At 70.5% G+C, this 24242-nt stretch carries 21 protein-coding genes; 7 read left to right on the top strand and 14 right to left on the bottom strand.

Annotated elements, in window-relative coordinates; genetic code table 11:
• The first annotated feature begins 2 nt into the window (after positions 1 to 2).
• The 3 genes from D7Y21_RS04840 to D7Y21_RS04830 all read left to right on the top strand — a co-directional run bounded on the left by D7Y21_RS04840 (position 3) and on the right by D7Y21_RS04830 (position 2995).
• Positions 3 to 770, top strand: a complete 768-nt coding sequence (locus D7Y21_RS04840; protein ID WP_121711587.1) for a hypothetical protein — start codon at positions 3 to 5, stop codon at positions 768 to 770.
• 2 nt (positions 771 to 772) lie between these two features.
• Positions 773 to 2038 carry an imidazolonepropionase gene (hutI, locus tag D7Y21_RS04835; RefSeq protein WP_120562703.1) on the top strand — a complete coding sequence of 422 codons (1266 nt, stop codon included), beginning with the start codon at positions 773 to 775 and terminating at the stop codon, positions 2036 to 2038.
• A gap of 87 nt (positions 2039 to 2125) precedes the next feature.
• Positions 2126 to 2995 carry a class II glutamine amidotransferase gene (locus D7Y21_RS04830; RefSeq protein ID WP_121711544.1) on the top strand — a complete coding sequence of 290 codons (870 nt, stop codon included), beginning with the start codon at positions 2126 to 2128 and terminating at the stop codon, positions 2993 to 2995.
• Position 2996: 1 nt separating this feature from the next.
• On the opposite strand, the gene tsaE is transcribed toward D7Y21_RS04830, so the two are convergent.
• The 9 genes from tsaE to tilS form a co-directional block, all read right to left on the bottom strand.
• On the bottom strand, positions 2997 to 3482 hold the full coding sequence (gene tsaE, locus D7Y21_RS04825; protein ID WP_121711542.1) for a tRNA (adenosine(37)-N6)-threonylcarbamoyltransferase complex ATPase subunit type 1 TsaE: 486 nt from the start codon (positions 3480 to 3482) through the stop codon (positions 2997 to 2999).
• Between the two features lie 76 nt (positions 3483 to 3558).
• Positions 3559 to 5091 carry an NAD(P)H-hydrate dehydratase gene (locus D7Y21_RS04820; protein WP_121711540.1) on the bottom strand — a complete coding sequence of 511 codons (1533 nt, stop codon included), beginning with the start codon at positions 5089 to 5091 and terminating at the stop codon, positions 3559 to 3561.
• 14 nt (positions 5092 to 5105) lie between these two features.
• Positions 5106 to 5480, bottom strand: coding sequence for a holo-ACP synthase (locus D7Y21_RS04815; RefSeq protein WP_121711539.1), 375 nt, complete (start codon positions 5478 to 5480; stop codon positions 5106 to 5108).
• Positions 5481 to 5486: 6 nt separating this feature from the next.
• Positions 5487 to 6212: a pyridoxine 5'-phosphate synthase gene (locus tag D7Y21_RS04810; protein ID WP_120562698.1), complete on the bottom strand. Its 726-nt coding sequence runs from the start codon at positions 6210 to 6212 to the stop codon at positions 5487 to 5489.
• A gap of 101 nt (positions 6213 to 6313) precedes the next feature.
• Positions 6314 to 7708 carry a phosphoglucosamine mutase gene (gene glmM, locus D7Y21_RS04805; RefSeq protein ID WP_120562697.1) on the bottom strand — a complete coding sequence of 465 codons (1395 nt, stop codon included), beginning with the start codon at positions 7706 to 7708 and terminating at the stop codon, positions 6314 to 6316.
• Between the two features lie 164 nt (positions 7709 to 7872).
• Positions 7873 to 9096, bottom strand: a complete 1224-nt coding sequence (folP, locus tag D7Y21_RS04800; protein ID WP_121711537.1) for a dihydropteroate synthase — start codon at positions 9094 to 9096, stop codon at positions 7873 to 7875.
• Positions 9097 to 9254: 158 nt separating this feature from the next.
• A complete protein-coding gene (locus D7Y21_RS04795; RefSeq protein ID WP_147469185.1) occupies positions 9255 to 11300 on the bottom strand; it encodes a DNRLRE domain-containing protein in 2046 nt (681 codons plus the stop codon).
• Between the two features lie 220 nt (positions 11301 to 11520).
• Positions 11521 to 13437, bottom strand: a complete 1917-nt coding sequence (ftsH, locus tag D7Y21_RS04790) for an ATP-dependent zinc metalloprotease FtsH (protein ID WP_120562694.1) — start codon at positions 13435 to 13437, stop codon at positions 11521 to 11523.
• Positions 13438 to 13618: 181 nt separating this feature from the next.
• Positions 13619 to 14989: a tRNA lysidine(34) synthetase TilS gene (gene tilS / locus D7Y21_RS04785; protein WP_121711533.1), complete on the bottom strand. Its 1371-nt coding sequence runs from the start codon at positions 14987 to 14989 to the stop codon at positions 13619 to 13621.
• A 435-nt stretch (positions 14990 to 15424) separates the two neighbouring features.
• Between tilS and D7Y21_RS04780 the strand changes: the two genes are divergently transcribed.
• Both D7Y21_RS04780 and D7Y21_RS04775 read left to right on the top strand, forming a co-directional pair.
• Positions 15425 to 15634 (top strand): TIGR04563 family protein, encoded by a 210-nt coding sequence (locus tag D7Y21_RS04780; RefSeq protein ID WP_014396356.1) that lies wholly within the window; start codon positions 15425 to 15427, stop codon positions 15632 to 15634.
• Between the two features lie 8 nt (positions 15635 to 15642).
• The gene (locus D7Y21_RS04775; protein WP_014396355.1) at positions 15643 to 15924 is read left to right on the top strand and encodes a TIGR04563 family protein; all 282 of its coding nucleotides are present in this window, start codon (positions 15643 to 15645) and stop codon (positions 15922 to 15924) included.
• A 47-nt stretch (positions 15925 to 15971) separates the two neighbouring features.
• Here the strand turns inward: D7Y21_RS04775 and D7Y21_RS04770 are convergent, their stop codons facing one another.
• Entirely contained in the window at positions 15972 to 16802 is an 831-nt protein-coding gene (locus D7Y21_RS04770) for a 5'-nucleotidase C-terminal domain-containing protein (RefSeq protein ID WP_120562692.1), read from the bottom strand.
• Complete coding sequence (locus D7Y21_RS04765; protein ID WP_121711531.1) at positions 16802 to 19732, bottom strand: TonB-dependent siderophore receptor; 2931 nt, start codon at positions 19730 to 19732, stop codon at positions 16802 to 16804. Before D7Y21_RS04765 ends, D7Y21_RS04770 begins: the two co-directional genes overlap by 1 nt.
• A gap of 112 nt (positions 19733 to 19844) precedes the next feature.
• On the opposite strand from D7Y21_RS04765, the gene D7Y21_RS04760 reads away from it, so the two are divergent.
• Together D7Y21_RS04760 and D7Y21_RS04755 are read left to right on the top strand one after the other, a co-directional pair.
• Complete coding sequence (locus tag D7Y21_RS04760) at positions 19845 to 21404, top strand: ChaN family lipoprotein (RefSeq protein ID WP_121711529.1); 1560 nt, start codon at positions 19845 to 19847, stop codon at positions 21402 to 21404.
• 60 nt (positions 21405 to 21464) lie between these two features.
• Complete coding sequence (locus D7Y21_RS04755; protein WP_120562689.1) at positions 21465 to 22145, top strand: hypothetical protein; 681 nt, start codon at positions 21465 to 21467, stop codon at positions 22143 to 22145.
• Between the two features lie 70 nt (positions 22146 to 22215).
• Here the strand turns inward: D7Y21_RS04755 and D7Y21_RS04750 are convergent, their stop codons facing one another.
• From D7Y21_RS04750 to D7Y21_RS04740, 3 genes are all read right to left on the bottom strand, one after another.
• Complete coding sequence (locus tag D7Y21_RS04750; protein WP_120562688.1) at positions 22216 to 22611, bottom strand: LysM peptidoglycan-binding domain-containing protein; 396 nt, start codon at positions 22609 to 22611, stop codon at positions 22216 to 22218.
• Positions 22612 to 22720: 109 nt separating this feature from the next.
• Complete coding sequence (locus D7Y21_RS04745) at positions 22721 to 23665, bottom strand: hypothetical protein (RefSeq protein WP_120562687.1); 945 nt, start codon at positions 23663 to 23665, stop codon at positions 22721 to 22723.
• A gap of 82 nt (positions 23666 to 23747) precedes the next feature.
• Positions 23748 to 24134, bottom strand: a complete 387-nt coding sequence (locus D7Y21_RS04740; protein WP_121711527.1) for a hypothetical protein — start codon at positions 24132 to 24134, stop codon at positions 23748 to 23750.
• Between the last annotated feature and the right edge of the window lie 108 nt (positions 24135 to 24242).

Below are 24242 nucleotides of genomic sequence, written 5' to 3'. Positions count from 1 at the left end.
GGATGCCACGACGCGTCCGAGCCTTCGTGATGACCGCGGTGATGGGTGTGCTCGCGGGCTGCACGCCCACCACCGCCGGGCCCATGGTGATGCGCCTGGGCCCGGGAGTGCCCCAGCAGAACTTCTTCCAGCTGGGCCTGCGCGCCGGCCCCCGCCTCAACGCCCCGCAGCTGTCGGAGCGTGGGGCGAACGACCCCTTCCAGGGCGACGCGAAGCCCTTCCAGAACGAGCAGTGGGGCATCGACATCGACGGCTCGGTGACGGTGCCCGTGAGCGACCGGCTGTCGTGGCACCTGGGCCTGCAGGGCGAGTTCGTCGGCCTGCCGGTGCCCGCCTACGGCGTCTACACCGGGCTGTCGTACTACATCGGGTCGGAGCGGCTGGGGCTGGCCCCTGCCCTGTCCGTGCGGGGCGCGTCCGACTTCGGCCTGGGAAACGACGACAACCAGAGCGGCGTGTTCGGCGACGGCAACGGCACTGTGTTCGGCCCCGCCACCAGCAGCCTGTTCGGCGTGGAGGCCACCTGCGCGTTCACCGTGCAGCCGGAGCCCGGCATGTCGCTGGGCCTGGTGCCGTTCTTCAGCGTGCAGCAGTCGCTGGTGAACCCCGGCTCGCAGGTGACGACGCACTTCTACGGCGCCGTGGTGGCGGCGCAGCTCAAGTTCGGCGAGTCGCGCACGAAGCTGGAGCTGTCCGGAGGCTTCGGCCGGGCGCACTCGGGTGACACCAGTTGGAACGCGCCTGTCATGGGCGCACGCGGAGGACGCTGAGCATGGAAGCCCTGGACCTGTGGGTGCGCAACACCTCCGAAGTGCTCACCGTGGAGGGCACCCACCGCGAGCCCGCGGAAGCAGCCCTCACCCCGCGCCCGGGAGCGGGCATTGGCGTGAAGGACGGACGCGTGGCCTACGTGGGCCCGGAGTCCGGCCTGCCCAAGGGCGCGCTCACGGACGCGACGGAGATCATCGATGCCGAAGGCGGCTTCGTGGGCCCGGGCTTCGTGGATCCGCACACGCACCTGGTGTTCGCGGGCGAGCGCTCCGCCGAGTTCGACCTGCGCAACCAGGGCGCCACGTACCTGGAAATCGCCAAGGCCGGCGGCGGCATCGCCAACACGGTGAGCGCCACGCGCGCCGCGAGCGAGGAGGAGCTGGCCACGCTCGCCCTGCCCCGCCTGGAGCGGCTGCTCGCGCAGGGCGTGACGACCGCCGAGGTGAAGAGCGGCTACGGCCTGAATCTGGCGGACGAGCTCAAGATGCTGCGCGCGGTGCGCCGCTTGAGCGCCCTGTCACCGCTGGAGCTGGTGCCCACGCTGCTGTGCGCGCACTCGGTGCCCCCGGAGTACAAGGACCGCCGCGCCGAGTACCTGGACCTCTGCATCAACGAGATCCTCCCGGCCGTGGCGCGCGAGGGCCTGGCGCGCTTCTGCGACGTCTTCACCGAGGACAGCGCCTTCACCGTGGAGGAGTCCCGCCGGCTGCTCAACGCGGGCAAGGCGCTGGGCCTCACGCCGCGCCTGCACGCGGATCAGCTCACCGCGTGTGGCGCTTCGGCGCTCGCCGCGGAGGTGGGCGCCGCCAGCGCGGACCACCTGGAGCAGGTCACGGACGAGGGCATCCGCGCGCTCGCCGCCGCGAACGTCACCGCCGTACTCGTGCCTACCTCCACCCTCTTCCTGCGCATGCGCCCCTACGCGCCCGGCCGGAAGCTGCGCGACGCGGGCGTCAACATTGCTTTGGGTTCCAACGTGAATCCTGGCTCCTCCATGACGGAGAACCTGGCGTTGGTGCTGGGGCTCGCCTGCCTGGAGAACGGCCTGTCAGCCGCGGAAGCCTACTGGGCCGCTACCCGAGGGGCCGCGCAATGCTTGGGGTTGCAACGGCAGGGGCGTCTGGCCGTGGGTGATGCGGGCGACCTGGTGGTCTTCTCCTGTCGCAGCTACCGGCATCTGCCTTATCATCTGGGTATCAGTCACGCGCGTGTGGTGGTGAAGGGCGGGCGAGTGGTGTTTCACGCGCGTATGAATCACTGCCCCTGAGTGGATGCCGCTGAACAACAGGCATCAGACGAGGGGGCAGGTGGAACTTCCCTCGTGGGCCGGCCGTTGTAGAGATCAGCTGCCACCATGTGCCGATTATTTGGATTCAGGAGTGCTGTTCCCGCCGCTGTCCATACCGCCCTTGTGACGGAGAGGAATTCCCTCCTCATCCAGTCGCGTGAACACAAGGACGGCTGGGGCATCGCCACGTACGGGCCGGAGTCCTCGCCGCTCGTCGCGCATGGCGTGGGCCCCGCGCACTGCGACCCTGACTTCGAGCGTGTGTCGAGCCAGGTCTCCGCGCGCACGGTGGTGGCGCACATCCGGCTGGCGAGCGTGGGCGCGGTGGAGCTGCGCAACTCGCACCCGTTCTACTTCGGCCGCTGGTCCTTCGTGCACAACGGCACGCTGCGCGAGTTCGCGAAGCACAAGGCGACCGTGGAAGCGCTCATCCACCCGGAGCTGCGCGTCAACATCAAGGGCACCACGGACAGCGAGCGCTGCTTCTACCTGTTCCTGTCGCGGCTGTCGGCGCGCGGGCCGCTCGACGGCACGGTGAGCGTGGAGGCGATGGCGCAGGCGCTCGCGGAGACGATGACGCTGGTGTCCACGCTGACGGACGTGCCAGGGAGCCGCGAGCCGAAGGAACGCTCCGCGATGAACTTCCTCGTCACGGACGGCGAGGCGATGGTGGCCACGCGCCGCAACCGCACCCTCTTCATCTCGTCCGGCATCGGCGGTTGCCCGGAAGTCCTGCGCGCGCCGAACACGGGCGTGCCGCTTCAGCAGTTCCTGGTCGCCAGCGAGTCGCTGTGCGGCGGGCCGCACTGGGTGCCGGTGGATGAAGAGGACGTGGTGGGCGTGGACTCGCGGCTCACGTTCCACCGCTGGAAGGTGCAGACGCTGGCGGACGGGGTGCTGAACCCGCGGCCGCAAGAGCAGCACGCGACGGTCTGAGTCAGCCCAGCCACGCGTCGAGCAACGCGGACGGACGCGCGCCGAAGGCCTCCACGTCGAGGCTCCGCGCGTCCTCTCCCTCATGGCGGAGCGTGACGCGCAGGAAGTCGCGCGGCGCGGCCTGGGGGATGCGGTCCAACCACTCCACCAGCATCGCGTGGTCACCGCCCACCAGGTCCAGGAACCCGGTGGCGTACAGCTCGTCGTAGTCCGTCAGGCGGTACAGGTCCGCGTGGTACAGCGGGATGCGGCCCGCGTACGGGTACACGATGGCGAAGGTGGGGCTGGCCACCTCCGACTGCGCCACCCCCGCCCCTTCCGCCACGCCACGCACCAGGTGCGTCTTGCCCGCGCCCAGGTCGCCAATCAGCCCCACGAAGTCCCCGGGCTGGAGCAGCTGTCCCAGCTTCACGCCCAACCGGTGCGTCTCCTCCGGAGACGGAGACACCAGCCGCCGCGAGCGCGTGGGCTGCGCATCTCCGCTCATCGCGTCCTCCGCGCCGAGACCAGGCCGCGGCCCACGAGCACGTCCGCCCGGCGTGAAGACCTGAGGCGCGGCATCGTCATCGCTCCCACCGCGTCCAGACGTGGCCCAGGCCCACCAGCAGGTCCGTGGCGATGAGGCCCATCAGCCCGCGCTGCTGGGCCATCAAATCGCCCGCGAGCCCGTGCGCGTACACCGCCGTCCACGCGGCCTTGGGCAGCGGAATCCCCTGCGCGAGCAGCGCGCCGCACACGCCCGACAGCACGTCGCCCGTGCCACCGGTGGCCATGCCCGCGTTGCCCGTGGGGTTGATGAACACGCGCCCACCGGCCTCCGCGATGAGCGTGCGCGAGCCCTTGAGCACCACCGTGCAGTTGAGCGACGTGGCCAGGTTGAGCGCCACGCCCACGCGGTGCGCCTGCACGTCCTTCGTCGTCCGGCCCCACAGCCGCGCCATCTCCCCGGGATGCGGCGTGAGCACCACGGGCCCCTTCGCCTGCCGCAGCACCTTGAGGTCCTCGGCTACCGCGTTGAGCGCGTCCGCGTCCAGCACCGCGGGCACCTCCACGGACGCCAGCAGGTCGCCAATCAGCGCGCCCGTCTCAGGGCCCCGGGGGATGCCCGGCCCCATCACCAGCGCGTCCTTGCCCTCCAGCGCGGCCTTGAGGGCCTCCAGGTCGCCCTTCCCCAGCGGGCCTTCACCCGGCAGCGGGATGCCCATGATCTCCGGCGAGTGCGCCATCACCCACGGCAGCGCCTCCGGGCGCGTGGCCACCGTGACGAGCCCCGCCCCGCTGCGCAGCGCGGACAGGGCCACCATCGCCGCGGCGCCCGTCTTGCCCGGGCTGCCCGCAACCACCAGCACGTGGCCGTAGGTGCCCTTGTGCGAATCCGCGCGGCGCTTGGGCAGCGCCTCGCGCGCGTCCTTCTCCTCCACGCGGAACAGCTCCGCCCCGGACACCGCGCGAGTCGACTCACCGCCCAGGCCGATGTCCACGCGCCGCACGTCGCCGCACAGCGAAGCGCCGGGCTCCAGCTCATGCGCGGGCTTCACGAAGCCAAAGGCCACCGTGACGTCCGCCTCCACGCACGGCGAGAAGGGCTCCGCCGTGTCGCTCTGCAGGCCGGACGGCACGTCCGCGGCCACCACCTTCGCCCCCGCGCGCCGCCACCGCGCCACGGTGCCGATGGCGTCCGCGAAGACGCCCTCCGGCGCGCGCTTGAGCCCCGTGCCGAAGAGGGCGTCCACCACCACGTCGCCCGAGCCCGCCTCCGGCAGCGCCTCGAAGGCGCGCGGCGACTCGCCGAAGCCCTCCAGCGCCTGGAGGTTGCGCTTCGCCTCCGGGGTGAGCTTCTCGGTGTCCCCCACCAGCGCCACCACCACCCGGGCGCCTCCCTCCAGCAGGAAGCGCGCGGCGACCAGGCCGTCCCCGCCGTTGTTGCCGGGGCCGCACAGCACCGTGAAGCGCCCGCCGGGGCCCGCGACGCTCCGGGCGGCCTCCGCGAGCGCGCGGCCCGCGTTCTCCATCAACAACCCGGACGGCATCCCGTGCTGGTCCTGGGCGGCCTTCTCGGCCTCACGCATCTGGTTCGCGGTGAGCACGCGCTGCATGGCTTCCAACCTCCCTACTTCGTCTGGAGCACCACCGTGGCCGCGGCCACGCCGGCATCATGGGTGAGCGCGAGCATCGCGTCCCACCCCCGCGCTTCCATCACTTCACGGGCCACGCCGGAGAGCACGAAGCGCGGCGGACCGCCCCCGCGCACCACCTCCATGTCCCGCCACTTCACGCCCGGAGGCACGCCCATCGCCTTCACCAGCGCCTCCTTCGCCGCGAACCTCGCCGCGTACGCGCTGGCCGCGTCGTGCCGGGGCGCGCAGTACGCGCGCTCCCCGTCGGTGTAAACGCGCTGAAGGAACGCCTCCGCGCGCGGACCGTCGAGGATGCGCTGGATGCGCTCGATGGAGCAGAGGTCCAACCCCAGTCCGACGATGGGCATGCGGGCCTACCCCGGGTCGCGCATCAGTTCGAGCATCTCACGCACCGCGCGCTCGAAGCCCACCAGCACCGCGCGCGCCACGATGGCGTGCCCGATGTTCAGCTCGTCGATCTCCTGGATGCGCGCGATGGCCTGCACGTTGTCGTAGTTGAGCCCGTGCCCGGCGGCCACGCCCATGCCCAGCTTGGCGCTCGCCTTGGCCGCGTCCACGATGCGCGCCAGCTCCCGCGCGCGCTCCTTCTCGTTGCGCGCCTCGCAGTAGCGGCCCGTGTGCAGCTCCACCCGGTCCGCGTTCACCTTGTGCGACGCGCGCACCTGGTCCAGGTCGGGATCGATGAACAGCGAGACGGCGATCTCCCCGTCCTTGAGGTTCTTGATGATCTTCGCGATGGACTCGCGCTGGCCCGCGACCTCCAGGCCGCCCTCGGTGGTGAGCTCCTCGCGCCGCTCGGGGACGAGCGTCACCACGTCCGGCTTGTACTCGTAGGCGATCTTCACCATCTCCGCGGTGGCGGCCATCTCCAGGTTCAGGAGCGTCTGCACCGTCTCACGGAGGATGCGCAGATCCCTGTCCTGGATGTGGCGCCGGTCCTCGCGCAGGTGGATGGTGATCTGCCGGGCGCCGGCCAGCTCCGCCATCGCCGCGGCCGTCACCGGATCCGGATACACGGTGCGCCGCGCCTGCCGCAGCGTCGCCACGTGATCCACGTTGACACCCAGTCGCTGTCCCATCGTCCCGCTCCTTGCGCTGGCGCGGTGCGGGATTGTCCAGGGACCCGGGCCCGCGCCGGCCCCTCTATTCGTGGCCGGCGTCCGGAAGTCAACCGCTGTCGCTAGCCGTTGAGCGCCTTGGAGAGCGCCTCGACGATTTCGCGGGCGTACGCCTCGTTGCGCGCCGCGTCCTCGCCTTCAATCAGGACGCGGACCTTGGGCTCCGTGCCGGAGAAGCGCACCAGCACGCGGCCGTTGCTGCCCAGCTTCTGCTCCACGTTCTTGATGGCCTTCATCACCGTGGGCAGCTCACCCAGCTCGCGCTTCTGCTTCACCACGACGTTGAGCAGCGTCTGCGGCACCGGCTGGAAGATGGAGGCCAGCTCCGACAGCGGCTTCTGCTGGCGGCACATCACGGCCAACAGCTGCAGCGCCGCGAGCGTGCCGTCGCCCGTGGTGGTGTGGTTCAGGAAGATGAGGTGGCCGCTCTGCTCGCCGCCCAGGCTGTAGCCGTTGCGGCGCATCTCGTCCACGACGTGCCGGTCGCCCACGCGCGTGCGGACCACCTTCACGCCCCACTGGGACACCGCGCGCTCCAGGCCGATGTTGCTCATCACCGTGGAGACGAGCGTCTTCTTCTTCAGCTCCTTGCGCGCGACGAGCTCACCCGTGCAGATGGCCATGATGGCATCGCCGTCCACGACGTTGCCCTTCTCGTCCACGACGATGAGGCGGTCCGCGTCGCCGTCCAGCGCGACGCCCAGGTGGGCACCGTGCTTCACCACCGCCTTGGCCAGGCCCTCCGGGTGGAGCGCGCCGCACTTGTGGTTGATGTTCTTGCCGTCCGGGGACACGCCCAGCGCGATGACCTTCGCGCCCAGCTCCTCCAGCACCGCGGGCGCCGTGCGGTACGCCGCGCCGTTGGCGCAGTCCACCACGATGGTCATCCCCTCCAGCGTCAGCTCGCGGGGGAAGGTGGCCTTCAGGTAGACGATGTAGCGGCCGCGCGCGTCGTCCAGGCGGATGGCCCGGCCAATCTTGGTCGCCGTGGGGCGGATGTTGTCGATTTCGCCGCTGGAGACCAGCTCTTCAATCTTCGCTTCCGTCTCGTCCGGCAGCTTGAAGCCGTCGCGCCAGAAGAACTTGATGCCGTTGTCCTGGTACGGGTTGTGGGACGCCGAAATCACGGCGCCCGCGTCCGCGCGCATGGACGTGGTGAGGTTGGAGATGCCGGGCGTGGGCAGCGGGCCCACCTGCTCCACGTCGACGCCCATGGAGATGAGGCCGGCGGACAGGGCCTGCTCCAGCATGTAGCCGGAGAGGCGCGTGTCCTTGCCCACGATGACGCGGTGGCGGTGCGGACCGTTGCGGATGAGGTACGCCAGGGCGCGGCCGAGCTTCATCGCGACCTCGGCCGTCATCGGATAGACGTTGGCCACGCCACGAACGCCGTCCGTGCCGAACAGCCGCTCCGTCTTCTGAGCTTCCTTGGGGGGCATGTCCATCCTGTACGCCATGTGTGCCGCTCCACCTTTCCCATTGCCGGAAGGGCTCCGGCCACTCGCGTCCGGGGCTTATACCCCGTCCGGCACGTGGGCCCGAAGCTAGGGATGCGGTGTCACCCAGGCAAGCGCCCAGGCGTGCGGACCTGGCCTGTCTACGACGCCGGGGCTTGCCCCCGTCAGCCGCCGTACAGGTCGCCGCCGCCCCGGGCCCTCCGGATGGCGTCCGCCACGGCCAGCGCGTCCCGCGCCTCGCCCACGTCGTGCACCCGCACCACGTCCGCGCCCCCCAGGATGGCCATGGCCGCCACGGAGCCCAGGGTGGCCGCCAGGCGCTCCTGGGGGCCCTTGCCGCCCGTCAGCTTCCCGAGGAAGGACTTGCGGCTGGTGCCCACCAGCAGGGGCTGCCCCAGCCCCCTCAGCTCCTCCAGGCGGCGCAAGAGGAAGAGGTTGTGCTCCAGCGTCTTGCCGAACCCGATGCCCGGGTCCAGGAGGATGCGCTCGCGAGGGATGCCCGCCTCGGTGGCCTGGAACATGCCCTCCTCCAGGTAGTCCATCACCTCGCCCACGACGTCCGCATAGCGGGGGTCCTGCTGCATCGTCTTCGGCATGCCCTGGGTGTGCATGAGGCAACACGCGGCGCCCGCGGCGGCCACCACGCCGGCCAGCGCCGGGTCCAAGTGGAAGCCGGTGACGTCGTTGATGAGGTGGGCGCCGGCCTTGAGCGCCTCCTTCGCCACCGCCGCCTTCGTGGTGTCCACGGAGATGGGCACGGTGGAGCGGCGCTTGATGCCCTCCACCACCTGGAGGATGCGCGACAGCTCCTCGTCCGCGGACACCGGGAGCGAGCCCGGGCGCGTGGATTCACCGCCCACATCGAGGATGTCCGCGCCCGCGTCCACCAGCTTCAGCGCGTGCTCCACGGCGCTGGCCGCGTCCGGGAAGCTGCCGCCGTCGGAGAAGCTGTCCGGCGTCACGTTCACCACGCCCATGAGGTACGTGCGCGTGCCCCACTCGAACCGGCGCCCGCTCAGGGTCAAGGCCGGCATGGGCGCGGGGGACAGCACCTCCTCCAGGGCCCGCGCCAGGCCGTCCGTGCGAGGGGACTTGCGGGCGAGCGAAATCAGCCGGTCGAACTGCTGGCGGCTGCCGGACAGGAGCACCTCCCCCGGGTGGTCCACGTGTCCGCCCGGCGTCCAGGTGGGCAGCTTCTCCCGCTCCTTGGAGCCGTACGGCGGCACCAGCTCCTCCTCGTAGGAGGGGCGGCCCCCGGTGACGAGCACGTGCGCGTAACCCAGCTCGCGCGACAGGTGTTCGCGGTTGCGGGGGGACAGGTTCAGGCGGCGGAGGACCAGCGACAGGTCGTCGGGACGGTCGCGGGAGATGAGGCGTGCGCGCAGCACGGTCAGGACCTCTTCGGAGCGTGAGGACGGCGAACAATCAGTGTCGCCGCTTCGCCGGGTCCAGGGAAGGGAGGACGGCAGGAACGCGCAACGGGCCCGGCGACTCACAAGGGAGGCACCGGACCCTGCGTGCGCCGCTCACACCGGCCGCGAAGCCATCACGGCGTGAACTGGATGAGCCCCATGTCCGTCTGCCCCGACGACACGAACGTCGTGGCGCCCACCGGCGTGGAGCCCTCGAACGTGAAGGCCAGCCGGGTGGAGCCGTCCGGCAACACCGCCATGAACGCGTTGGACACCTGGGTCCCCAGCATGCGCGACCAGCGATGGGTCCCCGTGGGGCTGAAGCTGGCCACGAACCGGAGCGCACCGCCCCGGGGCAGGCCGGGCGTGCCCAGCTCGCCGCCGCCCAGGTCCAGCGTGTACGCCGACACGCGGCCCTTCACCACGAGGTTGCCCGCGCCATCCACCGCCACCTGCTCGGCCACGTCCCCGGAGGGATATGTCGTCAGCACGCGCACCCAGCCCTCGCCGCCGGACGCGGTGAGCGTGCCGAACACGCCGTCATCCGGACGCACGTCGTGGGTGTCGTCATGGCTCGAATACGTCTGGCCCTGAAAGGTGAACGTCCCGTTGAAGCCTCCGGCGAACGCAACGCCCCCGTCGGGCAGGGCCGCCAGGCCGCGGATGCGGCCGATGGCTCCCCCCTTCAGTCCGTAGCCCCACACCGGCGCTCCGCTGGAGGTGAAGCGCGCCACGAAGGCCGTGCCCACGCGCATGCCCGGCGTCGCGAGCGTGGCGTTGTTGCTGCGGCCACCCATCAGGATGTTGCCCGCCGCGTCCGTGGCGAGCGCGTTCGCCTCCGTGTACTCGTCCACGGTGTAGAAGGCCTGCGACCACTGGTGGCCGCCGTCGTAGTCGAACTTCGCCAGGAAGAGGGACTGGGTCGAATCATCCCGGCTCTCGCTCATCGGGCCCGCGTAGATGTCGCCGCCGCCCAGGTCCATGTAGCCCTTGAAGTGGCCCGCGACGATGACGCTCCCGTTGGCGTCGGTGGCGACGGCGGTGGGGACGGCGATGGTGGGATAGACCGCCCCCTCCGCCCAGCCCGGTCGCTTCTCCGCGCGGAAGCCGTGCGCCCAGACGGGATTACCGGTGGGGGACAGCTTGAGCACGAACATCCCATCCCCGGCTCCGGCGGTATTGGGATCGATGTACGGCAGCGCGCCGGTGCCGAAGTCCGGACTGCCCAGGTAGGTGCCCACCACCAGCACGTTGCCCAGCGGCGTCACCGTCATCGCTTCCATGGACACCTGCTGCCCCACCCCGTACGCGCGCGACCACTGGTGCTGGGCCGCCGTGTTGAAGCGCGCCACCAGGAAGCCCGAGGGCCCCGGCAACGCCGCGCCGCCCGCCTGCGCCGGACCGTCGCTGTACCTTCCCCCCAGCACGAAGCCGGTGCCATCCGGCAGGTTGAAGAGCGCCGCCGCGTTCTCCCGCGCCGCTCCCCCCAGCGTCTTCGCCCAGGACTGGGAGGGCGTACTGCTCCCCCGGTACGTGCACCAGTCGTAGCGGAAGACCGTGTCCAGCTGCGGCCGTCGCGAAACGTTGGACGCCTCGCGCGAGGAGAACTCCGCCCCGTCATCTCCCAGCGGGAAGACGCCCACGGACAGGGTCTCGCGGTCGCTCGCCGCGCCCTTCACCTCCGCCGTCAGCCACGCGTCGTTGGCGACGGACGACACGGTGGCGATGGCGGGGCCCTCCATCGGCCGGTTGTTCCAGGTGAGGGTGCTCTCCCAGACACCTCCCGTCACCGGGTGGAACGACAGGCCCGTGTTCGTGCCCTGCTTCGCGTACAGCCGCAGCCGCGCCTGGACGAGCTCGCCGCCCTCCCCCTCCAGGTGGAAACGCAGATACGACTGATAGCGCGTGGGAGCCGCGTCCACGTACAGCGTGGACTGGCTGCTCATGTTCAGGTTCGGTTGGTCATTCCGCACCGCGCCGTCGTGCTCCGCCACCACCGTCCGCGGGTCCAGATAGGTCCGTGGCTGGCAGATCGTGGGCAGCGCCGCCTGCGCCACCGCCTTCAACGCCCCGTCCTGGACCTCGTCCCGCGCGTCCACCGCTCCGCCGCACCGTGGCAACAGCGCCAGCATCGCGAACGCCGCGGCCCCCTGCGCGCCCCGCTTCCATCCGTTCCGCATCGTCGTGTCGTCCCCCAACGAGGCCTTCCCAGCCCCGCGGTCCCTTGAAATTGCATCCGCGGTGCCAGCGCGAATCCGCTCGCGGACAGGAGACACGGCCCCAAGGGAGGGAATCCTGAGGGCCCGGAGTGGTGCCTGGAGTTCACAAAGACAAACGAAAAGGCCCTCCCCGGTACGCGGGAAGGGCCTTCGTCACTTCAGGAGGAAGCCTTGAGAGGCGTTACGCCTTCTTCGGCTCCATGTTGGGCAGGCCCTCGAGCGCGTCGAGGATCTTCCGCTTGTCCTTCTTCTCCGTCGGCTTCGGCGAGGAGCTCACGCGCGGCGCCGGGCGCTCACGGGTGAGCTGGCCACCCTGGAGGATGATGTTCACGTCCTCGGCGTCGAGCGTCTCGTACTCCACCAGGGCGTCGGACACGCGCTGGAGCACGTCCAGCTTGTCCGTGAGCAGCTGCTTGCCGGTCGTGTAGCAGCCCACGACGATGCTGCGGACCTCCATGTCGATCTGCCGGGCGGTGTCCTCGGAGTAGTCCTTGGACGAGTTGAAGTCGCGGCCCAGGAAGACCTCACCGTCGCTCTTGCCGAACGCCAGCGGGCCCATCTTCTCGCTCATGCCCCAGCGGCACACCATGGCGCGCGCAGTCTCCGTCGCACGCTCGATGTCGTTCGCCGCGCCGCTGCTCATCTCGTTGAACATGAGCTCTTCGGCGATGCGGCCACCCATGGCCATGGTGATCTGATCGAGGATCTGCTTGCGGTAGCCGTTCACCTTGTCCTCGGTGGGCAGGCTCCAGGTGACGCCCAGGGCCTGACCGCGCGGGATGATGGTGACCTTGTGCAAGGGGTCGCAGCCGGGCAGCAGCTTGGCCAGGAGCGCGTGGCCGGCCTCGTGGACGGCCGTGTTCCGCTTCTCCTTGTCGGTCATGATCATGGACCGGCGCTCCGGGCCCATGAAGACCTTGTCCTTCGCCTGCTCGAAGTCCGCCAGGTCCACGCGCTCCTTGTTCTGACGCGCGGCCATCAGGGCCGACTCGTTGACCAGGTTCTCCAGGTCCGCGCCCGTCATGCCGGGCGTCCCTCGGGCGATGACCTCCAGCTCCACCTCCGGGGCCAGCGGCACGCGGCGGGTGTGCACCTTCAGCACGCCCAGGCGGCCCTTGAGGTCCGGACGGGGAACGATGATGCGGCGGTCGAAGCGGCCCGGGCGCTGGAGCGCCGGGTCCAACACGTCCGGACGGTTGGTGGCGGCGATGAGGATGACGCCGTCGTTGGACTCGAAGCCGTCCATCTCCACCAGCAGCTGGTTGAGCGTCTGCTCACGCTCGTCGTGACCGCCGCCCAGGCCCGCGCCACGGTGGCGGCCCACGGCGTCGATTTCGTCGATGAAGATGATGCAGGGGGCGTTCTTCTTGCCCTGCTCGAAGAGGTCGCGCACGCGGCTGGCGCCGACGCCCACGAACATCTCCACGAAGTCCGAGCCGGAGATGGAGAAGAACGGGACGCCCGCTTCACCGGCCACCGCGCGGGCGAGCAGCGTCTTGCCCGTGCCCGGAGGGCCCATCATCAGGACGCCCTTGGGGATGCGGCCGCCCAGCTTGGTGAACTTCTTGGGGTCCTTGAGGAAGGCGACGATCTCCTCCAGCTCCTCCTTGCACTCGTCCACGCCGGCCACGTCCGCGAACGTGACCTTGTTGTGGCTCTCGCTGAGGAGCTTCGCCTTCGACTTCCCGAACGTCATCGCCTTGCCGCTGCCGCCCTGGAGCTGGCGCATGAAGAAGATGAAGAACAGGAACAGGAAGACGACGGGCATCCACTGCCCGAGGATGGTCAGCCAGAGGCTGTTCTGCTCCTCGCGCTCGTACTTCACGTCCACGCCAGAGGCGCGGAGCTGGTTGAGCACGGCCACGTCCGGCGCGGGCCCCGTCGTCCGGAACTTGTCGTTCGAGTCACTGAACGTACCGGAGTAGGTGTTGCCCTTGACGGAGACGGCACGGACCTTCTTCTCCTCCACCTTGGTCAGAAGCTGGGTGAAGGTCGGTTCCTGCACCTGCTCGTTGCCTTGGGAGAAGAAATTGTAGAAGGCGACGAAGAGGACGATCAGGATGACCCAGAGCCCGATGGTCTTGTAGGTCGAACGCACGTTTCAGCTGCCCTTTCGGTACTCGGCGGGATGAGGGCCGTGCCAGGAAGAACCCTGGCGAAGTTCGTCATGTGCCCGGCGCCCGCCCGTGTGCAGGCCAGCGACGGACCGTATCAGCAACAGCAAAAAGCCCTCAACTATTTAGGGGACCGCGACCATCCCCCGATTCGAAGCCTCGACTCTATAACGGAGGGGTCTTCCGTTCGCTCGTGAGCGGAGGAAAGGCCCACAGCGAGTGTCGGGAAGCCACCTCGCGCGAAGCCGCTCCAGGTTCGACGGAGCGCGGCAGGACGCCGGGAAGCCACAGCGGAGCACCGCGCGCGTCCACCACCACCGGTTGCGCGTCGCGCTCCTCCGAGGGAACGCGGGCATCCACCATCACGTCCTGCACCTTGCGGTGGCCCGCGCGCGTCCGGACGCGGTCGCCCTGCTTTCTCGAACGCACCATGAGTGGCCACGCCGTCCCCTCCTCCAACATCAGGGCCAACACGCCCGGGGGCGGAAATCCTTCCGCGGCCACCAGGAATCGCCACGCGCCGAAGTCCCCCTGGGCCCCTGGCCCCGCGAGCACCAGCGGCGCGGGCGGTGATTCCCCTCCAGGCCCCACGCAGCGCACCCGCCCGCCGGTGGCCTTCAGGAGGAAGCCGTCGCTCAGCGGCATGACGCCCCCGCGCGCCACCACCTCCCGCGCGCGCTCCAGCGTGGCGTGGTCCACCCGGGCGCCCGCCGCGCCCAGCAGCCGTGCGAGCACGCGGCGCCACAGCGGCGGCTCCAGGGCGCGAAGGCCCACGGCGTCCAGTCCGCCCCCCGGCAGCGCCAGCCGCGCCCACGCCCCGTCCGCCAGCCCGTCGAGCAGGGCCTCGTCCTCGGAGGCGAGCCGCGCGAAGGTGGCCAGGTGCTCCACCGTGCTGAAGCCCGCCGCGCGGTTCAGCGCGGGGAGCACATCCAGGCGCATGCGCGTGCGGAAGTAGGAGGGGTCCGCGTTCATCGGATCCACCACGAACCCCACCTCCTCGGTTGCCAGGAAGGCGAGCACGTCTTCGCGCGAGCACGCGAGCAGCGGCCGGAGGAGCAGGTCCGCGCGCGCGTGGATGGCGCGTGCGCCCCGGAGCGCCGTTCCCCGGGACAGGCGCATGAGCAACGTCTCCGCCTGATCGTCGAGCGTGTGGCCGGTGGCCACGAAGTCCAGACCGCGCTCCTGTCGCAGGACCTCCAGGGTCGCGTACCTCGCCTCGCGCGCCCGCGCCTCCATCCCCGCCCCGGGCGACAGCTCGAGCCTCCGGACGTGGCAGGTCAGCCCCAGGCGCTCGGCCAGTCCTACGACGGAGGTCACCTCCCGCGCGGCCTCCGCCCGGAGGCCGTGGTCCACCGTCACCACCTCCACGCGCAGCGCCAGCGCCTCGCGCACGCGCGCCGTTCCCACGAGCAGCGCGGTGGAGTCCGCGCCTCCGGAGACGGCGAGCAGCACCGAGCGCGAGCGGGCGCCGTGCTCGGAATACGAGCGGGCGAGCTTGCCGGGCAGCGAGGAACTTTCAGGAGATGCGCGAGGCATGGCGCCAGCGTTCGGAATGGAGTGTCAGATGACCGGGTTACAGATTCGCGGTGGACGGAAGGCGTGGGGATGCATTCCATGATCCCCACAACGGAAGGACGCGGGGCGGAAATAGAACGGCGCTTCGCGGTTGTTGGTCGGACGTTCTGGACTTCATGACGTTGGACCTAGGGGTCCCCCCCCTCCCCCTCTGGGTCCACGGGGCCGCTCGGAGATTCGCTCCCTGCGGTCCCTCTTTCCGAAGCGCCCCGGTCTCCCTCGCGGAGGCCGGGGCGTTTCTCTTTCCCTACCTGCCGCCCATTGTCGGAAGTGGGGCGTTCAGCCCGCGGGCGCACGTTTGAGTGCTCCGAAACCGTTGACCCTTCAGGGCGTCTGTCGGATAACCGCTCCGGTGTGTTCAGGTCGTCACCTCGAATCCGCCCCGGAGACCCAGGCATGGCAGGCACCGACAAGCGCAAGCAGTCGCTGTACTTCCCCGAGGAGATGCTGAAGGAGATCCAGGAGGAAGCGAACCGGCAGGACCGTTCCCTCTCATGGGTGGTGCAGCAGGCCTGGAAGATCGCCCGCGACCGCATCAAGTCATTCCCTGCCGTGAACGATGTCACGGGCGACGAGCGCACGGACCCGCGCGAAGAAAGGCCTTAGACAGGGCAATGGCCACCACGGATCACCGCAAGCAATCACTCTATTTTCCCGAGGACATGCTGGAAGAGATCCAGCGTGAGGCGACCCGGCAGGATCGTTCCCTGTCGTGGATCGTCCAGCAGGCATGGAAGGTCGCCCGCGCTGACATCCGCCGCATGCCTTCGGTCAACGACGTGCTGGGCCCCCTGCCTCCACGGCCGGTGGCTGCCGCGGCGCAGACGGCCACCTCCGCTCCGGCGGTGGTGACCTCCAGCGCTCCGGCCTCCTCGGACGAGCCCTCCAAGCCTTAAGGGCTCCGTCCACCCCGGCCCCCGCAAGTCCGACACCGCGCTCGACGTTAGCGCGGGGCGGGCCGGGAGGGCCGGGCGCAGTTGGTGAAGACGATGCGCGGGGCTTCCTTCAGCGCCTGGACCGGGCTGGGGTACGTGCTTTTCATGTACGCCGCCGCGATGTTGGCGTCCGTGCCTCCCAGCTTGCGCGCCGTCACCGGGTTGCGGTCCGGGTCCTGTCCCGCGTTGCCCAGGATGCTGCCGTAGCCGTCCCCTCCCTCCAGCAGGAACGTGGACATCGCCACCCGGTAGCGGATGGACGCGTCGTCGCGCGCGGGGATGGACACGTCGCGGCCGCGCACCCGCAGCGCCGTCACCCGCTGGCCCGCGGGACGCCCGCAGTCCACGCGCAGGGTGGTGCCCTCGGACACGTGGAGGAACGCGCCGGACGGCGACACGATGGCCTGCCCTTCCAGGGCCAGCGCCTCCACGGAGTGCTCGAAGAGGTCCACGAGCTGCTTCTCCGTGAGGTCCACCGTCACGAGGAGGTTCTCGAAGAGGATGACCTCGTGCAGGACGCCGTCGGTGAGCGGCCCCGTGCGCAGGGACGTGCGGGTGACACACAGGCCTTCGTCGCGCAGCGAGCCGCCGTTGATGATGCCCAGGTCCGTGGGCTTCGCGGCGCCGTCCTCCGCGTGGAGGAACGCGTCCGCGGCCAGCTGCCCCAGCGCGTTGTTGTCGTGGCGGGTGAAGGCGGAGCCCAGCTGGACCTCCTCGCCCAGGTAGCCCACGACGGCGTCGGGGTCGTCCACCAGCGGGGCGCAGGAGTCGTTGTACGCGAGGCAGCCGGGCAGCAGCGTGAGCGCGGCGAGCGCGGCGGTGAGGTGGCGGCGGTCCATCAGTAGGAGGCCCTCAGGGTGAGGTAGCCGGACACGCCCTCGCGCGGCAGCAGGCCGGTGACGCGGTCCGGCCGGGGCACGTCGTCGCGCAGGTCGTGGTCGAAGAGGTTCTGTGCGTAGAGCGTCACCTCGAAGTGCTCCCAGATGGGCTCGGTGCGCAGCTGCGCGGTGATGAGGCTGTAGGCGGCAATCTCGTAGCGGCGGATGAGCTCCAGCGTGGAGCGGTTGTTGTTGCGGCGCTCGGCGCCGGAGCGCACCACCACGTCCAGGTTCACCCAGTCCCCCAGGGGCATGGACACGCCCGCGTTGAAGCGTGCCTGGGGCACGTCCGTGAGCAGCCGGGACTGCTCCGGCAGCTCCAGGTCCTGCGCGCGGGACAGGCTGGCGTTGACCCACGCGGCGGCGCGCTTGGACGCCTCCAGGCGGGCCTCCGCCTCCACGCCGTACACACGCACGCCCAGCTCGCGGTTGCGCAAGGGGACGATGTTGCCGCTGGTGTCCACCGGGGTGATGGGCGAGGCGAAGTTCTGCAGGAAGGCGTTGGCGCGCACACGCACGCGGGTGTCGCCCGCGGCCTGGACCAGGTCCATGCCCAGCTCGAAGGTGTCCACGGTGGTGGGATTCAGGAGCGGGTTTCCCTCGAAGCGGCCCTGGTTGTAGTCGGTGTCGGGGATGCGCTCGACCAGCTCCTGGGGCGTGGGGGCGCGGAAGGCGCGGCCGTACAGCGCCTTGAGCACCAGCGCGTCCGACGCGGCGATGACCAGGCCCACGCGCGGGTTGACCCGCACCACCATCTTGCTGGCGTCGAGCGTGCCCGTCGCCTCCGCGTCGGGGAGCTGGGTGGCGTCCAGGCGCAGGCCGAAGGTGAGCGTGAGCGCGGAGAGCACGGTCCACTGGTCCTGCGCGGAGAGGCCCAGGTTGAGGCGGCGGGAGGCCGCGCCCTTCGTGAGGTCCACCAGTCCTTCAGGGGCGGCGGGGCTGGGGCGCAGGCGGCCGTCGAGCGTGAAGTTCGTCGTGTAGTCGTACTGGGACAGCGACTGCTGTTCGGCGACGAAGCCCAGGGTGAGGTGGTTCTCCTTCGCCAGCGCGAAGTCCGCGTCCACGGAGGCCGTCACGGTGCGCACGGTGACCCGCGTCTGCTCCTGGAGTCCCTCGGGGAAGAGGCGTTCCACGCCATCGCCGGTGCGGAAGTCGAGCGGCGTGAGCTGGAACAGCCGGTCGGTGGACTGTTGATCGAAGCCCAGCCGGGCGCGCACCTGGCCGCCGTCGGAGAGGGGCCGCTCCCAGGTGAGGTCCGCGAGCAGCACGTCCCAGGACAGCTGGGAGTCGTTGCCCACGGTGTCGAACAGGCCGACGAGCGCGTCGCGCTTCTCGGAGAGGTAGCGCGCGGTGACACCCAGGCGGCCGGCGCTGTCCAGGCCGTAGGACACACCTCCGCCCGCGTTGACGAGGAAGCGGCCGTCACGGGTGCGGCCCGCGGGCTGGTCCACGTCGCGCAGGCCCTGGGCCACGGACTCGTCGTCGAGCGCGTCGTGGTCGATGACGAGCGAGTCGCCTTCCTGCGTCCAGAGGTCCAGGTCCGCGAACAGGCGCAGGTCCCCGGTGGTGTGCGCGGCGGACAGGTGGCCGTCGGTGGCGAGCGCCAGGCGGCCGTCGTCGCGGGGGACGCCGCCGGTGGTGATGGCGCCGCGGACGCCGTCGGCGTGGTTGGTGACCAGGTTGACGACGCCCTGGAAGGCGCCCGCGCCGTAGACGGCGGAGCCGGGGCCGCGGATGACCTCGATGCGCTCCAGGTTCTCCACCGGCAGGTTCATGAGCGCCTTGCCGTCGAAGAAGTTGTTGAGGCGGTGGCCGTCGAGCAGGAAGAGCACCTCCGCGTCGTTGCGCAGGCCCCGGATGGCGGTGCGGTGGAAGCCCTGCACGTCGCGGCTGACGGACACGCCGGGCACCACGTCCAGCACGTCCGCCACCGTGCGGGCGCCCAGCGCGATCATCTGCGCACGGTTGAAGGAAGCGCCGATGGCCGGCACGGTGCGGACGGCCTCCTCCTGGAGGGTCGTCACCGCGAGCACGTCCTCCGCGCTGTAGAGCGCCAGGTCGTCGTCCATGGTGCTGCGGGATGAGGACGCGCGGGAGTCAGTGCGAGGTTCCGGAGGCACGTCCGCGTTGAGCGCGGCCATGGCATCGTCGGAGCTATTGCCCGCGCGGCCGGAAGTCCGCGAGTCCGTACCGCTCGCGCGAGCCGGGGCCCGAGGGTCGGACGCCTCCGTTCGGGTCGGCGCGCGCGAGCCGTCCGTTCGGGCAGTGCGTGAATCCGGCACCTCCGTCCGGGTCGAAGCGCGCGGGTCCGTACCGCCCGTGCGGCTCGAAGCACGCGGGTCCGTCCCCTCCGGACGACCCGAGGAAGGAGGCGGCGTCGGAGCGCTCCCCGCGTCATCGTCCTCCCCTGCCCCCGACGGCGGCGCGAAGGCATCGATGTCGGGCGAGGACCTCGGGGCTTCACGGGTCCCCTTGCGGACCGGCGGCACTCGGACCGGCGGTGGCTCCGGGGTCTGCGTCCCCACCATCACCCTGGCGGGCCGGAGCGCGGACATGAAGAGCGGTGTGCGCGCCCCATCCACCATCGCCGCTTCGACGAAGTACTCCACGCCGGGTGACACCATGTGCTCGGCGGGAATCACCGCGCGGTACAGGTCTCCGTACTGCCGCTCCATGGGGACCTGGACGTACGGCTCGCCCGGGCCGCGATAGCGGACGAAGAGCTCCAGCACCTTGCCGCCATCCACCAGCGTCGCATCCAACTGGAGGGGCTGCCGGACCTCGGCGCGCGGCGGCGACGCGTGCAGCAGCGCGGCCTCTTGTGCGTGGACGGGGGCCGCGGCGAACACCACGGCACAGAGGATGAGCGAGCGAGGAAGAACGGTCCGCAAGATTGACGACGATGGTCCGTTGCAGGGCCATGCGAGTCAAGCAAGCCACCTGCCCGCGTCCCGCTGATTTTTTGCCGCCCCCGCGAGCGCATGCGACGGTGCCTGTTGCTCCATGCGCGCGTCGCTTGCCCTTCACCTCGCTCTCTTCCGCCGCCAACGCGCCCAGATCGCCCGGGTGGTCGAAGGCCGCACCGAAGCCTTCCGCGCCTACGAGGCCCGCTACCGCCGGCGCACGAGCACCTATCAGCGCGTGGTCCCCCTGACCCACGTGTACCAGCGCATCGCGGCGTCGGACCTCGTCTACGTCGGCGACTACCACACGCTGCCGCTCGCCCAGCAGACCTACCTGGACCTCGCGGAGCGCGCCCTCGCCTCCGGCCGCCGCGTCGTGCTGGCGCTGGAGTGCGTGGAGGGCCGTCATCAAGCCGCCCTCGACGCGTACCTCGCGGGACGCCTGCCCGAGCGCACCCTGATGTCCCGGCTGGGCCATGGCCCCACCCCGGGCTTCGGTCCCGGCGCCGGCATCCGCGCCGTGCTGGCCTTCGCGAAGCGCCTCAAGCTCCAGGTGGCCGCCATCGACCGGCGGGCCCAGGGAGAGCGTTCGCTCGCGCTGCGCGACGCCTTCGCCGCGGAGCGCATCGCCCGAGTGGCCCGTGCGGAGGACGTCCCGCTGGTGATGGTGCTGGTGGGCCAGTTCCATGCCGCGCCCTGCCACCTGCCCGCGCAGGTGGAGCGCGCGTTGGGAGACGCCCATCCGCGCCGCGGCCTCGTCGTGTACCAGAACGCGGAAGGCCTCTGGTGGCGCCTCGCGCGCGAGGGCCGGCTGGGCAGCGCGGAGGCCGTGGAGCTGGCGGACGGCGCGCTGTGCCTGATGAACGCCTCGCCCGTCCTCTGCCAGCAGAGCTTCCTGGACTACCTGGAGGCCGAAGGCGACGACGCGCCCCTCCTGGACCGCAGCGCCGCGGAGCGCTTCCGGGACATGGCGGAGCTCATCGGCGGGCTCGCGGGCGTGCCCGTGGGCCGCGAACTGGACTCGGTGGAGGTGACGACGGCGGCGGACGGCGACGTGCTCGCCCGCATCCGCCGGCGCGGCCGCTTCACCCAGGCGGAGCTGTCCCAGCTGCGCAAGCACATCCTGTCGCGCGAGAGCGGCTACATCCCGCGCGCGCGCACGGCCTGGCTCGCGTCGCTGTCCCTCAACCACGCCGCGGAGGAGGCCGCCCACTTCGTGCGCCACTGCGCAGTGGGCGACGCCATGGACGCCCCGCGCGGCGCGTCCGAGGCCTTCTACGCACGCTGTCTGGAAGAGGCCCTGGGCTTCTTCGGCTCCAAGCTGATCAACCCGCGCCGCACCTGCCCCAACGTCGCGGAGTGGGCGAAGCGCTTCGGCGAGGCCCGGGGCCTGGAGCGGCAGATCGCCGCCTTCGTGCTCGCCCACAAGGCCACGGAGTCCGAGGCCCCCGACGAGGCCGTGAAGCTCCTCCCCCTGCGCCGAGACCGCCTGTTCCACGGCGTCAGCCACGCGCTCGGCTATCTCCTGGGGGACAGCCTCTACCGCGCCTTCGACGCCGGTCAGGTGGACACCGCCGGCATCCGCGCCCTCTTCCGCGACCCGTTCGTGGATCCGCGCGGTGCCTACCTCGCCTGGGCCGCGCGCCTGCGGGGCCTCTAGGCCCGTGGTAGCGGCGACCCAGCTGAATTCCGCGGCCGCTTGAAGCTACATTCCAGCGGCATGACCCCATCCCCTCGTCCGCTCACGGGCGTTGTGTCCGCTGTCCTCCTGTCCCTCGCCGTGGGCCTCGTGCTGCCCGGGTGCTTCTCCACTCAGAGCGCCTGCGTCCATGGCTCGTCCATCTACTTCTGCAATGAGGACACCGAAGACGAGTGCCGCGACTTCTGGTGCGACGGCTGGGACTACTGCGGCTACTTCGACGGCGACTCGTGCGAGGACGTGGGCTTCTCTGACGGCGAGGTGTACCTGAACAGCTTCTCCGAGCCGAGAACGCCGGAGTGGAGCTGGGGGACGCCTTCTGGCGGCTCGGGCGGCGGTGGTGGTGGCGGAGGCAGCAGCGGCGCGTGCGCCTACTACGACGGGAACCTGAACCGCGTGCTCTGTGAGCAGCGCACCTCGGCCTCCAGCTGTTCGGGCAAGTGGATGGGCAGCGGCACCAACTGCTCCAGCCTCAAGTGCACGAGCAACACCGACCCCAACACCTGCACCGTGTCGGGTGGAAGCTCGGGCGGCACCTGCACGCCCACCTACCAGGGGCCCACCGGCGACGCGCAGGTCTACACGCAGTGCGCTTCCGTGTGGAACTACCGGTGCCAGCAGAAGAACGACAGCGCCGCGGACCAGAACTGCCTCGTCTACGACTCGCTCGAGGCGACGGTGGACTGCCCGTACTGCCCCTGATTCAACGCACCACCGCACCGGGCCGGTGGGCCGCGAGATAGCGGTCCACCGGCAGCGGGAGCGCCGAGGCTCAGGCGCGGTTGGCGATGGTCTTCGGCGGCAGCTTGAGTACCTGGCCCACCTTGATGTGGTCCGGGTCCTTGAGCTGATCCTTGTTGGCCTCGAAGATCTTCGTGTAGAGCTTCATGTCCCCGTAGATGTCCTTGGCGAGCTTGCTGAGCGTGTCGCCGGACTTCACGGTGTGGACGCCGTAGGGCTCGGCGTGGGTCACGGTGAGCATCACCATGATCTCGTCGTTCCACTTCGGGTGCTTCGCCTTGATCTGATCCCACATGCGATCGCGGTCGAAGGCATGATCGACGGCGCCCTTGATGACGAGCTTGCCGTTCTCCTCGCGCGTTTCGATCTTCGCGCCCACGTTCTTCGCCACGTCCAGCACGTCCTGGTAGTCGTTCTGCAAGGCCATCCGCGTCCTCCTGTCGTGAGGGCGCGAACTCAAGCACCCCGCCCCCTGGCCATGACGGACCGCCGGGAAAGACGTGAACGAAGCTCAACACTGCGCAAGCAGGAGCTGTTCAGAGCACCACGTCCGCGCCGGGCTCCGGTGCGACGTTCAGCTCCTTGGGCGGAGCGAAGGTGCCGTCCGGACGCAGCTCGCGCAGGACCTCCTCGCGGCTCAGGCGCACCGCGCGGATGGTGCCATCCGGCGACAGCGCGTAGACGCAGTCCTGGTCCGCCCCGCCCACGAAGAGGCCACCCAGCGCGGGATAGAGCATCACCAGCGCGAGCTCCGTCTCCAGCGGCCCCGGGAAGAGCACGTGCGCGTGCGCGGAGAACTGGGGCCGCTCGCCGTCCGCGTCCGGCGCGACGGACACCGGGATGAGCCCCTGGTGCAGGGGCAGCTCCTGGAGCTTCTGGCGGCCGTCCTTGCTGAACTTGAAGCGGAAGTCGCCGCCCAGCAGGTACAGGTTCGAGTCGTCGAAGCCCTGGAGCACATAGACGGTGATGCCGTCGTCCTCCTCCAGCACGACGGGGTTGAGCTGCTTGCGGCCGTGCACCTGGAAGACGCGCTCGCAGGCGGTGCTCACGGCGCGGGCCAGGGCGTCCATGCCTTCGGGAAGGGACTCGACGGGGAAGTCCTCCATCTCGCCGGAGAACTCGATGGGCGCGCGGTACGCGTATGAGGGAACGAACACGTCCTGCGGATTGAAGCGGCCGAAGACGGAGTACCAGGCGTTGCCGCGCGGCACGGTGAAGAACCAGTTCATCCGCGAGCGGTCCAGGTCCGGACGCGCCAGCAGCAGGTCCGTGGCGCTGATGGCGCCCTTCTCCGATTCGACGATGTACCGCGCGCGCTTCTGCACGCGCTGGAGCTCCGCGTCCGCCACCAGCACCCCCGAGGCTTGCGCCGCGTCCGGCGCGTCCACCGGGGCCTGCGCCACCTCCGCCTGGGGCGCGCTGGAGTGCGCGCGGCAGCCAGCGGTCAGGGCGACGAGGGCGACGAGGAGACTGCGAAGCATGGGGACTCCCGCGGACGTAAGGGCCCGGTCAGTCTGTGCCGGCCGGGGCCCTCGCGTCACGTCCCCCAATCACGGCGGGACCTCAGGCGCCCTGCTGCGTGGGCGCCAGCGCCGCCTTGATCTTCTCCTTCAGCGCCTTGCGGCGCTCCTTGAACTGCGCGCGCGTGGTCTCATCCACCTGGCCGTTGCTGGAGGCGCGCGCGGCCTTCATCTCCTCGTGGAGCTGCCTGGCCTCCGCCTTGAAGCCGTCGGCCTGGGCCTGCGACAGGCGCCCCTCGGCGACCTGCTTGTCCAGCCGGTGCTCCATGCGGCCGAACTTGTGGCCCCCGCCGCCGTGCTTGCCCCGGCGCCCTTCGCACTGGCCGGCGTTGGCGTTGGAGTCGGACGGCGCGGCCGTCTGGGCGAGCACGGGCACGGCGAGGAGCAGCGTGGCGACGGCGGTACCGCGAAGCATGGACTTGAGCGACATGGTGTGTGGACTCCGGGTTCAGGTCAAAACGCTCCGGGAGCAGCCGTGCAGCCTGCTCCCCGTCGCGCTCTGACACTGAAAACCCCGGAGCCCGCCGAAGGTTAAATC

It is taken from the genome of Corallococcus sp. AB045, assembly GCF_003668895.1.
Lineage (GTDB): Bacteria > Myxococcota > Myxococcia > Myxococcales > Myxococcaceae > Corallococcus > Corallococcus coralloides.
This window is presented reverse-complemented; position numbering and strand designations above follow the sequence as displayed.

What these genes read in the sequence shown, in the direction of transcription:
- D7Y21_RS04840 (WP_121711587.1), top strand. Translation starts at nt 3, where the DNA reads ATGCCACGACGCGTCCGAGCCTTCGTGATGACCGCGGTGATGGGTGTG.
- hutI (WP_120562703.1), top strand. Translation starts at nt 773, where the DNA reads ATGGAAGCCCTGGACCTGTGGGTGCGCAACACCTCCGAAGTGCTCACC.
- D7Y21_RS04830 (WP_121711544.1), top strand. Translation starts at nt 2,126, where the DNA reads ATGTGCCGATTATTTGGATTCAGGAGTGCTGTTCCCGCCGCTGTCCAT.
- tsaE (WP_121711542.1), bottom strand. Translation starts at nt 3,482, where the DNA reads ATGAGCGGAGATGCGCAGCCCACGCGCTCGCGGCGGCTGGTGTCTCCG.
- D7Y21_RS04820 (WP_121711540.1), bottom strand. Translation starts at nt 5,091, where the DNA reads ATGCAGCGCGTGCTCACCGCGAACCAGATGCGTGAGGCCGAGAAGGCC.
- D7Y21_RS04815 (WP_121711539.1), bottom strand. Translation starts at nt 5,480, where the DNA reads ATGCCCATCGTCGGACTGGGGTTGGACCTCTGCTCCATCGAGCGCATC.
- D7Y21_RS04810 (WP_120562698.1), bottom strand. Translation starts at nt 6,212, where the DNA reads ATGGGACAGCGACTGGGTGTCAACGTGGATCACGTGGCGACGCTGCGG.
- glmM (WP_120562697.1), bottom strand. Translation starts at nt 7,708, where the DNA reads ATGGCGTACAGGATGGACATGCCCCCCAAGGAAGCTCAGAAGACGGAG.
- D7Y21_RS04795 (WP_147469185.1), bottom strand. Translation starts at nt 11,300, where the DNA reads ATGCGGAACGGATGGAAGCGGGGCGCGCAGGGGGCCGCGGCGTTCGCG.
- tilS (WP_121711533.1), bottom strand. Translation starts at nt 14,989, where the DNA reads ATGCCTCGCGCATCTCCTGAAAGTTCCTCGCTGCCCGGCAAGCTCGCC.
- D7Y21_RS04780 (WP_014396356.1), top strand. Translation starts at nt 15,425, where the DNA reads ATGGCAGGCACCGACAAGCGCAAGCAGTCGCTGTACTTCCCCGAGGAG.
- D7Y21_RS04775 (WP_014396355.1), top strand. Translation starts at nt 15,643, where the DNA reads ATGGCCACCACGGATCACCGCAAGCAATCACTCTATTTTCCCGAGGAC.
- D7Y21_RS04770 (WP_120562692.1), bottom strand. Translation starts at nt 16,802, where the DNA reads ATGGACCGCCGCCACCTCACCGCCGCGCTCGCCGCGCTCACGCTGCTG.
- D7Y21_RS04760 (WP_121711529.1), top strand. Translation starts at nt 19,845, where the DNA reads ATGCGCGCGTCGCTTGCCCTTCACCTCGCTCTCTTCCGCCGCCAACGC.
- D7Y21_RS04755 (WP_120562689.1), top strand. Translation starts at nt 21,465, where the DNA reads ATGACCCCATCCCCTCGTCCGCTCACGGGCGTTGTGTCCGCTGTCCTC.
- D7Y21_RS04750 (WP_120562688.1), bottom strand. Translation starts at nt 22,611, where the DNA reads ATGGCCTTGCAGAACGACTACCAGGACGTGCTGGACGTGGCGAAGAAC.
- D7Y21_RS04745 (WP_120562687.1), bottom strand. Translation starts at nt 23,665, where the DNA reads ATGCTTCGCAGTCTCCTCGTCGCCCTCGTCGCCCTGACCGCTGGCTGC.
- D7Y21_RS04740 (WP_121711527.1), bottom strand. Translation starts at nt 24,134, where the DNA reads ATGTCGCTCAAGTCCATGCTTCGCGGTACCGCCGTCGCCACGCTGCTC.